Below are 6,894 nucleotides of genomic sequence, written 5' to 3' on the forward strand. Positions count from 1 at the left end.
GCCCACGCCGCCGCGGAAATTCGTGCATCCCGCCACCCGCAGGCTGTTCTGGATTTGGTGGCCGATTGGGTCAAAGAAGCAGACACACTGTCCATGGCTGATTACGAGGACGCAATGAACGGCCTGCTCATCACTGTTGCAGCCATCGAACGCGAACTTCAAGGATTCGACTATCTGATTAGTCCTGTCATTCCGGTTACCGGGTTTCCCGCGGACAGTCCGGGGCCTGGGGACGAACGCGAACTGCTCCATCACACGCAGTTCACGGCCTGGTGGAACCAGACCACACGGCCGGCGGCAGTGTATTGCGAGGCGATGGATGATGCCACGCATCTGCCGGTTGATGTGCAGGTGATTGGCCGCAGGTTCGATGACGCCGGAGTGTTGGCGCTCGCCGGATTCTTGGAACGGACTCGCGGCTTCGATATGCAGTTCCCGTCTTTCGAGGGGGTGCCCGATGACCATGAATGAGTCAGTCGCAGTTACAGCGAAGACTGATGAATCCTCCTGGATTTGGGGTGATGTGAAGGAAACCGATATCACCCCGAGCTGGGTCGGCGGTGATGGCATCTTCACCGAAGGCGCGGATGCCCACGGCGATGCCGTACTACGTCGTGTGTTCACCAAGGAGAGCCGGCCCTACGCCTCACCGTTCGAGAGCATCGCGACAATGATGAAAATCGCGGGTGATGCAGGTATTTCCCCGCAAGTGCTGTCGGTGGGCGATGACCAGATCATCATGCGTAAACTGCCTGCCACCTGGAGAAACGCGAAGCTTGACGAATTGCGTGATCCGTACGTGCTTTGGGCGGTGCTTGAACAGCATCGCCGGGTCCATGAACTGAGCATCCCCGACGGGCGGGAAGTCATGCACCGCGACTTGATTGAGGATGTGTTCGGCATGCGTGATCTGTATCGGCATACGGGCAAGCGCATGCCAAGGGATGTCGATGGCCTGTTGCATGACCTTGACAGCTTCATTCGACGCGTGGACGAGTTCCATGAGCCCGCCGTCCCATGCCACGGGGATGGTGCGGCTTCGAACATCCTGCTCGATCCCAAGGTGCGGCCCGGTGATGTTGCGATGCCGTTGCTGTCCGGCTGGACGGTCAGCGGCGTCATGGATCCGCTCGAGGAAGCGGGATCGGTGCTTTCCGAGGTCGGTCCGTTTTGTGGTGTGCCGGCCATGCTGATTAACGGGCTGGGTCTGCCGTCCTCGGCACTGCCGGTCGCCCAGTGCTTCGGCATTCTCGGCGACTTGTACTGGGCGTTGATTGGGCTGTGGCGTAGCGCCACGACCGACACCCCGGAAATCGATTTCGCTAAATACGGGTTATGGCGTCTCGTCAAGGCACGCAACCAGCTGCTGCTGCCGACAGGCCCGTCCGCTTGGCTGAAGGAGTTGTGAGATGAGCGATCAGCAAGAACAAGTTCCGATGGTTGTTGATGGCCGGGTGAAGCATTCCAAATACATCGAAGTGCCGGCTGAAGTTCGAGATGCGATTGAACAGGCCAAGATATGGCTGGGGCAGACCGTCTTCGCGCAACCGCTAAGCGGCGGACTCACCAATGAGAACTGGAAAGTCACCGATGAATCATCAGTGCCGTACTTCCTTAAGGTTCCAGGCAAAGGCACCGGGTTCATCGACAGGTCCAATGTGGATGCCGGCACCATGCGCGCCTCCGACTTGGGCATTGGCGCGTCAGTCTATGAGTTCGATCCCGAAACCGGTATTGAGATCACCGAGTTTCTTGATGGCTGGGAGACCTGCACGACCACGTCTTTGCGTACGCAGGAGCAAGGTATTCAGGCCATGGATATCTACCGCAAACTGCACTCTGGTGAACTTTTCGCCAACACCAATACGTTGTTCGAGCAAATCGACCAGCATCTGGAACAGGTCGATAGCATGTCCATCGACCTTCCCGATTGGGTACACGGGCTGATTGGCGAATACCATGACGTGAAAGCGCGATTCTTGGCTTCCGGGCTCGATATCGTCCCGTGCCACAACGATCCGATGCCAGGCAACTTCATGGTCAAGAACCATGAGATGCGCATCATCGACTTCGATTTCTGCGGTAACAACGAGGAAAGCTGCGAAGTCGCTTTGTTCCTCGCCGAGATGTTTTACGACGAGGAGGAGATGATGCCGTTGCTGGAGGAGTACTTCGGCAAGGTGGACGGGCACAAGCTCGCTAGGGTGCGGGCCGCGCGGGTCATCGGCGACGTGAAATGGGGATTGTGGGGAATCATCAACTCGGTTGTGCGCGATGTCACTTTCGACTACTGGAAATACGGCATCTGGAAGCTGATGCGCGCATACACCTACAAGAAGCAGCTGGACTGGCCAAAAGTCAAAGATTCCATCTGAATTCACCATCAACCATTCAAGAAAGGAGTAGCCATGAAGAAGTTTGTCCGCTCGTGGTCCGTGAAAAAGAAGATCACGGTATTCGCCGTACTGTACGGCATTGTGCTCGCCTTCGCCATCCTGCCGCCGCTCTATCTGTGGGGCAGCGGGAAGACCGCGCTGTTCCTTGGCGCACCGATGTCCATCTGGTATTGGCTGTTCAATTTCATCGCATTGCTCATCATCATGGGCTTGTTCTATTGGATCGAGGATGTGCGCGGCGAGGTGGATCCCGAGGAACCATCCGCCAACGAAGCCTCACAGACCGCAATCGGAAACGCCGCCGGACTCGCGGCGAACACATCTTCGGAAAGGAAGTGATGACCAATGGCTGTCATGTTCACCATGCTGGGACTGTTCTTCGCCGGCATCATTCTCATCCTGTATATCACACAGAAACGCTCACACTCCTTTGACGACTACGCAGTGGCGGGAAGATCGTTCGGCCCATGGTATGTGGCCATGTGCTACGTGAACTCCTGGTGGCCGGGCACCGTGTTCATCTCGTTCGCGGGGCTGAGCGTGGCCTCGGGCGTCTTCGGGTTCTACGGTCTGGCATATTCGACCCTCGGCCTGTCCTTCATGTATTTCGTGGCAACGAGGGCTTGGCGATGGGGCAAACAGTACAATCTGGTGACCCAGCCGGATCTGATGCGGCTGCGGTATTCGTCCAAAGCTGTCGGCGTGGTTACCTCGCTGATTGGCGCGATTGCGATTCTGCCGTGGACGATTCTCGGCATGCAGGCGCTCGCCACGGTCTTCCATATCGCATCGAACGGCAGCTGGGCATTGCCGGTGTGTCTTGGTGCCGGTCTCGCGGTGATTCTGATTCGTCAAATCTGGACCGTGCAGATGGGTATGCGCGGACTCGTGTATACCGATATGTACCAAGGAATTTTCGCCTATGTCATCGCCGCAATCGTGTGCGTGTTCCTGCTGGTCTCGTCATCCTCGCCGGCGAATTGGGGTGACTTATCCCATATTTCCGCCGATTTGCTGAAGGTTCCCGGCGATGGCGGCCAGTACGGACCGTGGTATCTGTTCTGCCAGATCTTCACTGGTGTAGTCGGCGCGTTGTGCTGGCCGATGAGCTTCGTGCGCATCTACACGGCAAATAACGTGAGATCTGTGAAGCAGTCCACCAACCGGGCGATTGTCATCTCCGGTGTGTTCTACGCGTTGCTGACTTTGGTCATGCTTGCAGCCGCACATATTCCAGCTGTCGCCAAGAATCCGCAGGCAGGTTGGACCACGTTGCTCAATCAGTGGGGCGGAGTATGGCTCTTGGGCCTTGGTCTGGTGATGATTTTCGCCGGATCCATCGGCCATATCGATGGCAGCATCCAGGCGGCCGGCACGCAAATCGCGAACGATATCATCGGCAACAAGGTACATCTCAACGATGCTACGAAGACCAAGGTATCGAAGATCTGCATGGTCATCTTCGTGCTTGTCTCCGCGGTGCTCGCATATTTCACCAACGGCATGTCGCGGTTGCAGCTGCTCGCTCAGCTGTCTTACCAGGGCATCGTGCAGATTGCGGTTCCGTTGTTCTTCGGCATCTTCTTCAAGTTCGGCAACAAGTACGGCGCTCTGTCGGGCATGATTTCAGGCTTTGCCGTCGCCGCGGTGCTGACCGTCATCTATCCGGACGACATTGCGGCACTGGGCAGCCTGACTTCGGGCGTGGTCGGCATGATGGTCAATCTGGTGTTGTACGTGGTTGTCTCTCTGGCGACGCGCAATCGCATGAGCAAGCAGGAAATCGACCATGTCGATGAACTGTTCGAAGTCGCGTCCGCTCGGCGTTCCGCGCTGCCGGCTGCTGAAAGCTCGCAGGTGGAATCCGAGGTGATGGCTACTGAGGATGCTGTTGTGCAGTGACAGTGCCTCGGGGCGATCAGAGTCCCCTTCTATTCGAGCCTTGCTTTTCTCATCGCAGGAAGGCAAGGCTCGTTCCATATCGCCGGTCGGGATTGCCCGACGGGTCTGTGTGTGAGCGAATCCTCACATGGAGGGGACTGAGCAGCGTCGGATTGTCGATTTGGTGCTGCTTGCAGGTCGTTGTGTGAGCCAATCCTCACACGATGGCGGTTGAACGGTGTCGCTCGGCGGGTTTCGGCCAGTAAGCAGGTCGTTGTGTGAGTGGATCCTCACACGATGGGGTGCGGACGGTGTTGAATCATCGATCCGGGATCGCCAATCGGTCGTTGTGCGAGCGAATCCTCACACAATGAGGGTCTGGGCGGTTCTCGTGGCTGGGGTTTGGCTATCCGATGGGTCTGTGTGTGAGCGGATCCTCACACGGAGGAGTCCAGAGACGGCGGAGTGGTCGTGGTCATGCTGTTTGATGCTCGTTGTGCGAGTAAATCCTCACACGCCTCCCGTCTTGGCGTTCCGACCGGCGGCTCGGACCCTTTGAAACGCCATCGTGTGATTGCATCCTCGCACGGCAGGCATATTGACCGCTGAAACGGCTGATATAGCGGTCTAATCGCCCGTTGTGTGAGCGCATCCTCGCACGCCGCCCCAAATCCAACCACAGCCAACGAAAAGACCCCGCCGCGGAGACATTCCGCAACGGGGTCCTTCCCTCTGTTGGCCCTCCGGTCTGTTAGCCGTCAACCTTCCAACTTTCGGTCAACCGGCTATCAGCCTTCAGACTGCCGTAATCAGCGTGTCGGACGTATCGGCAACGCCGACCGACAATTACTCAGCCAGTGCCTTGTCGACGACTTCGGTCGCTTCCTCGAGCACCTTGTCGAGGGTCTCGGGGGAGTCGAAGGATTCGGCGTACACCTTGTAGATGTTCTCGGTGCCGGACGGGCGGGCGGCGAACCAGTTGTTCTTGGTCGTCACCTTGAGACCGCCGATCGGCGCGTCGTTGCCCGGAGCCTTGGTGAGCTTCGCGGTGATTTCCTCGCCGCCCAAGGTGGTGGCGGTCACGTCGTCGCCGGTGAGCTTGGCGAACTTCTGCTTCTGCTCGAGGGTGGTCGGCGTGTCGATGCGCTTGTACCAGCTCTCGCCGAAGCGCGCGACCTGGTCCTTGTGCAGTTCGGCCGGGTTCTTGCCCATCTTGCCGGTGATTTCCGCGGCGAGCAGGTCGGGGATCAGACCGTCCTTATCGGTGGTCCACACGCGGCCGTCCTTGCGCAGGAAGCTCATGCCGGAGCTTTCCTCGCCGCCGAATGCGACTTCGCCGGTGAACAGCGGGTCGACGAACCACTTGAAGCCGACCGGGACCTCGACCAGCTTGGCGCCGATGGAGGCGGCCACGCGGTCGATCAGCGAGGAAGACACGAGAGTCTTGCCGATGCCGGTGCCTTCGGGCCAATCCGGACGGTTCGGGTTGCCATTCTTGTCCTTGCCGAACAGGTATTCGACAACGACGGCGATGTAATGGTTCGGGTTCATGACGCCCCAGTCCGGGCACACGATGCCGTGACGGTCGGCGTCCGGGTCGGTGCCGCCGACGAGATCGTACTTGTCCCAGGCTCCGTTGTTGAGGGAGTCGACGAGACCCTTCATCGCGTACGGCGAGGACGGATCCATACGGATCTTGCCGTCGTGGTCGATGGTCATGAAGCGCCAGGTCGGATCGACCTGCGGACGTACGACCTCGATGGAGGTGCCGTACACTTCGTTGACCAGCGGCCAGTAGTTGACGGACGCGCCGCCCAGCGGGTCAATGCCCAGGCGCACGCCGGAGGACTTGATCACGTCGAAGTCGATGACGTTGCCCAGATCCTCGACGTAATGCTTGCGGAAGTCGAAACGCTCGACGAGATCGGACTTGACGGCCTGCTCAAACGGAACGCGCTTGACGTTCTTGAAATCAGGCAGCAGCTCGTTGGCGCGCTTGGCGATTGCGTTCGTCGTCTCAGCCGGGGCCGGGCCGCCGGTCGGCGGATCGTACTTGAAGCCACCGTCGGTTGGCGGGTTGTGCGACGGTGTGACGACGATGCCGTCGGCGAGATCGTCGCCGGAGAAGCGCTGCGTGCCGTCAGCGGCACGGTTGTGCGTCAGGATAGCCTGGGAGACGACCGGTGTCGGGGTGAAATCGTCGCGCGAATCGATGCGCACGCGCACACCGTTGGCGACCAGCACCTCGATGGCGGTCTTCCACGCCGGCAGAGACAGGGCATGGGTATCGCGGCCGAGGTACAGCGGGCCAGTGATGCCGGCGGCCTTGCGGTGCTCGGCGATGGCCTGGGAGATGGCGACGATGTGGGCCTCGTTGAACGAGGTCTTCAGGGAGGAGCCGCGGTGGCCGGACGTACCGAAGCTCACGCGCTGCTCGGGGACGTTGACGTCAGGGACGATGTCATAGTACTTGCCGATGACCTCGTCGACATCAATCAGATCAGCTGGGGTGGCGGGAAGACCCGCATTTTTTGCTACCATGTCTTCAATTGTGCCACGTCGTTTGGATGTTCGCTCGGAGGCGTCCCGACATATGGCAACGATCGCTGATTTTCGC

The 6,894-nt window shown here is 59.1% G+C and carries 6 protein-coding genes; 5 read left to right on the plus strand and 1 reads right to left on the minus strand.

All coding sequences use genetic code 11. The features are described 5' to 3' along the window. The 5 genes from ACI38B_RS03790 to ACI38B_RS03810 all read left to right on the plus strand — a co-directional run. On the plus strand, nucleotides 1–471 hold a 471-nt coding region (locus ACI38B_RS03790; protein WP_439729585.1), incomplete at its 5' end, for a hypothetical protein. After that, nucleotides 458–1,408 carry a phosphotransferase gene (locus tag ACI38B_RS03795; protein ID WP_101452440.1) on the plus strand — a complete coding sequence of 317 codons (951 nt, stop codon included), beginning with the start codon at nucleotides 458–460 and terminating at the stop codon, nucleotides 1,406–1,408. The genes ACI38B_RS03790 and ACI38B_RS03795, both read left to right, overlap by 14 nt. Before the next feature lies 1 nt (nucleotide 1,409). Next, the gene (locus ACI38B_RS03800; RefSeq protein ID WP_439729586.1) at nucleotides 1,410–2,375 is read left to right on the plus strand and encodes a phosphotransferase; all 966 of its coding nucleotides are present in this window, start codon (nucleotides 1,410–1,412) and stop codon (nucleotides 2,373–2,375) included. Nucleotides 2,376–2,408: 33 nt separating this feature from the next. Beyond that, nucleotides 2,409–2,735, plus strand: a complete 327-nt coding sequence (locus tag ACI38B_RS03805) for a hypothetical protein (protein WP_439729587.1) — start codon at nucleotides 2,409–2,411, stop codon at nucleotides 2,733–2,735. Nucleotides 2,736–2,741: 6 nt separating this feature from the next. Further along, nucleotides 2,742–4,298 (plus strand): sodium:solute symporter family protein, encoded by a 1,557-nt coding sequence (locus ACI38B_RS03810; protein ID WP_439729588.1) that lies wholly within the window; start codon nucleotides 2,742–2,744, stop codon nucleotides 4,296–4,298. Nucleotides 4,299–5,123: 825 nt separating this feature from the next. On the opposite strand, the gene pgm is transcribed toward ACI38B_RS03810, so the two are convergent. Next, on the minus strand, nucleotides 5,124–6,776 hold the full coding sequence (gene pgm / locus ACI38B_RS03815; RefSeq protein WP_044279633.1) for a phosphoglucomutase (alpha-D-glucose-1,6-bisphosphate-dependent): 1,653 nt from the start codon (nucleotides 6,774–6,776) through the stop codon (nucleotides 5,124–5,126). Nucleotides 6,777–6,894 lie beyond the last annotated feature (118 nt).

Origin of the sequence: Bifidobacterium sp. (assembly GCF_051876855.1) — a bacterium.
Classification (GTDB): domain Bacteria; phylum Actinomycetota; class Actinomycetes; order Actinomycetales; family Bifidobacteriaceae; genus Bifidobacterium.

Coding starts and splice junctions, on each gene's coding strand:
- ACI38B_RS03795 (WP_101452440.1), top strand. CDS start 458: ATGACCATGAATGAGTCAGTCGCAGTTACAGCGAAGACTGATGAATCC.
- ACI38B_RS03800 (WP_439729586.1), top strand. CDS start 1,410: ATGAGCGATCAGCAAGAACAAGTTCCGATGGTTGTTGATGGCCGGGTG.
- ACI38B_RS03805 (WP_439729587.1), top strand. CDS start 2,409: ATGAAGAAGTTTGTCCGCTCGTGGTCCGTGAAAAAGAAGATCACGGTA.
- ACI38B_RS03810 (WP_439729588.1), top strand. CDS start 2,742: ATGGCTGTCATGTTCACCATGCTGGGACTGTTCTTCGCCGGCATCATT.